The 2,754-nt window shown below is 57.9% G+C and carries 3 protein-coding genes; all 3 read left to right on the top strand.

The genetic code is table 11. The annotated features are described in order from the left end of the window. The first annotated feature begins 77 nt into the window (after positions 1-77). The gene (gene ndk, locus H5U08_RS15075; protein ID WP_297034840.1) at positions 78-536 is read left to right on the top strand and encodes a nucleoside-diphosphate kinase; all 459 of its coding nucleotides are present in this window, start codon (positions 78-80) and stop codon (positions 534-536) included. A gap of 81 nt (positions 537-617) precedes the next feature. After that, positions 618-1,991 carry a PQQ-binding-like beta-propeller repeat protein gene (locus H5U08_RS15070; protein ID WP_297034837.1) on the top strand — a complete coding sequence of 458 codons (1,374 nt, stop codon included), beginning with the start codon at positions 618-620 and terminating at the stop codon, positions 1,989-1,991. A gap of 339 nt (positions 1,992-2,330) precedes the next feature. Next, on the top strand, positions 2,331-2,754 hold a 424-nt coding region (locus H5U08_RS15065; protein WP_297034834.1), incomplete at its 3' end, for a hypothetical protein.

The raw sequence follows: 2,754 nt of genomic DNA, 5'->3' as shown, positions 1-2,754 counted from the left end.
CTTCATGAATTTACCAAGTGGATGAACATTTTCCGGCAGGAAATGCTCTGCAAAAGAAAACGACGGAGGCATCGGGAATGGAACGCACCCTCGTGTTGCTCAAACCAGACTGTGTGCAGCGCCGGCTCATGGGGCGGATCATCAGCCGCTTTGAAGACAAGGGCCTCAACATCATCGCCATGAAGATGATCCGCGTCACCCAGGAGCTTGCCCGAAAACACTATGCAGAGCACGTGCAAAAGGCCTGGTATCCGTCGCTGGAGGAATTCATCACAGCGGGCCCTGTGGTGGCGATGGTGGTGGAAGGGCCCGAAGCCATTCGGGTGGTGCGGGACATGGTGGGCGCCACCAACGGCCTCAACGCCACGCCCGGCACCATCCGCGGCGATTTCGGCTGCTCCCGGCAGATGAATCTCGTCCACGCTTCGGACGGGCCGGAGTCCGCAGCCCGCGAACTGGCCATCTTCTTCCGTGATGAGGAACTCTGTCCGTACACCCCCACAATCCAAAGCTGGTTGCGGGCAAAGGACGAGTGAAGCTAGCATAATAATATCAAGAATTGTGGCCTTCTGGCTTTCGGACCTTTCTACGTCCTTCCCAGATCATCGAGTGGCTCCATGTCAGATTGGTACTGGCTTGCCTCCAGATTGGGCCGGTTTTCGTATGGACTCCCCTGGCAACTTAAGGGATTTGCGAAAGTTGGCTGTTTGTTAGCGGTTGCTTTCCCGACCGTGCTTTGGGCGGACAACTGGCCGACGTGGCGGGGACCGGAGGGAACGGGTGTTTGTCGTGAGACGGGTCTGCCGCTGAGGTGGTCGGAAGAGACGGGCGAGGGGATCATCTGGAAAACGGAGATTCCGGAATGGGGGAACAGCACCCCGGTGATCTGGGGCAACGCGATTTTTCTGACCACCCAGTCCGACGATCGCCTCCTTGTGCTCCGCGTGGACAAAGCAACCGGGCGGATTGTTTGGACCCGCCAGGTGGGAACCGCCGACACGCCGACAGACGCCCCGCGAGGGTACCAGAAGTTCCACAAACTCAACAACAACGCGAGTCCTTCGGTAGTGACGGATGGCGAGCACGTCGTGGCTCATTTCGGGAATGGAGACCTGGCCGTCTTCACCTTTGCCGGGGAGTTGCTCTGGCGGAGAAACCTGCAAAGAGATTACGGGCGATACACGATCTGGTGGGGGCATGCGAACAGTCCGGTCATTGTGGATGGCCTGGTCATTTCCGTCTGCATGCAGGACTCGCTTGCCGATCTCCAGGAGAAGCCGCAGCCGAGTTATGTGGTGGCGCATGATGTGAAATCCGGCAAGGAAGTTTGGTACACGCCACGAATGACCGGCGCGGAAAAGGAGAGTTGCGATGCCTACACAACGCCGCTCGTGCGCCGGGTAGGGGATCGTGCGGAAATTATCGTGATGGGGGCGGAATGGCTCGATTGCTACGACGCACGAACGGGCCAGCGCCTCTGGTATTTGCCCGGTCTGAAAGGAAACCGGACGATCACCGGGCCGACAATAGCCGGGGACATTGTGTACGCGACGATTGGCATGCGGGGTGCGACCTTTGCCGCCCGCATCGGGGGTACCGGAGAGCTCCCGGCCGATCGGATCCTCTGGCGTTACGAGGGAAACAATCCTGATTCGCCAAGTCCCGTGTACTATGAGGGGCTGCTCTATCTAGCGGCGGATAACGGGGTCGCGCAGTGTCTCGATGCGAAAACGGGGGAGTTGAAGTGGCGTGAGCGCGTCGGCCGCGATATCAAGGCGTCGCCGATTGCTGCCGAGGGGAGGATTTACTTTCTGGATACGGCCGGCCAGTGCACGGTCGTAAGAGCAGGGGAGAAGTACGAGGTCCTGGCCGTGAACCGAGTCAACGATCGGACCGTCGCGTCCCCTGCCGTGTCCGACGGCCAAATATTTATTCGGGGGCGAAAATACCTTTATTGTCTTGGTGTAAAAGTCAGCAGTAATCGGCAATAAACCGGAAAAAGAAAACTTATTTAGAGACGATTGTATTTTTTTCCGAACCTGTGCGGTTATGTAACGCTCTATCGTCTTTTGGCCAGGCGCGCCGTAAGCACCCCAGGGCGGGGGTTGCGCTTCCGATGGGATCAGCCCAATTAAAATAGACCTGAATACAGGCAATCGTCCCGGGGTAGCCTGTGGACGATGGCTTTCCTGACGGTGCTGCCTGTTCCCGCCTTTCACAGCCTGCCACTGGGCAAGCCACTTCGTTCAACTTGGAAAGCTGAAGCCTTCCGCATACAATGCGGGAATGGGATAGACGAGACAATAGTGCAGAAACAGGATTTGAGACCAATGACGCAGGTATTCGATCGGCTACACCCCAAACCTTACGGGCTTTACGACCCTCAATATGAGCATGACGCCTGTGGTATTGGGGCGGTGGTGAATATATCCGGACGCCGTGACCATCAGATCATCGAGTACGGCAAGCAGGTTCTGCTTAATCTGATGCATCGCGGGGCGTCTGTGGCCGACGAAGTGACCGGTGACGGTGCGGGCATCCTGTTTCAAATTCCGCACGAATTTTTCGAGGAAGAACTTGCCCGGGATGATGTGGCTCTTCCCCCGCCCAGGCACTACGGCGTGGCGGTGGTCTTCTTCCCGCGGGAGGACGAGATTCGCATCCGCTGCGAAGCGATTTTGGAGGCGGAGATCGCCCGGGCATGTGAAGACGAGTCGGCCGTCGGGCGTCTGATACACAGTAATTTCGGGCGTG

The organism is Thermogutta sp., from assembly GCF_014359955.1.
Lineage (GTDB): Bacteria > Planctomycetota > Planctomycetia > Pirellulales > Thermoguttaceae > Thermogutta.
The sequence above is the reverse complement of the archived record's forward strand: the minus strand, read 5'-3'. Positions and strand labels throughout refer to the sequence as shown.

What these genes read in the sequence shown, in the direction of transcription:
- ndk (WP_297034840.1), top strand. Translation starts at nt 78, where the DNA reads ATGGAACGCACCCTCGTGTTGCTCAAACCAGACTGTGTGCAGCGCCGG.
- H5U08_RS15070 (WP_297034837.1), top strand. Translation starts at nt 618, where the DNA reads ATGTCAGATTGGTACTGGCTTGCCTCCAGATTGGGCCGGTTTTCGTAT.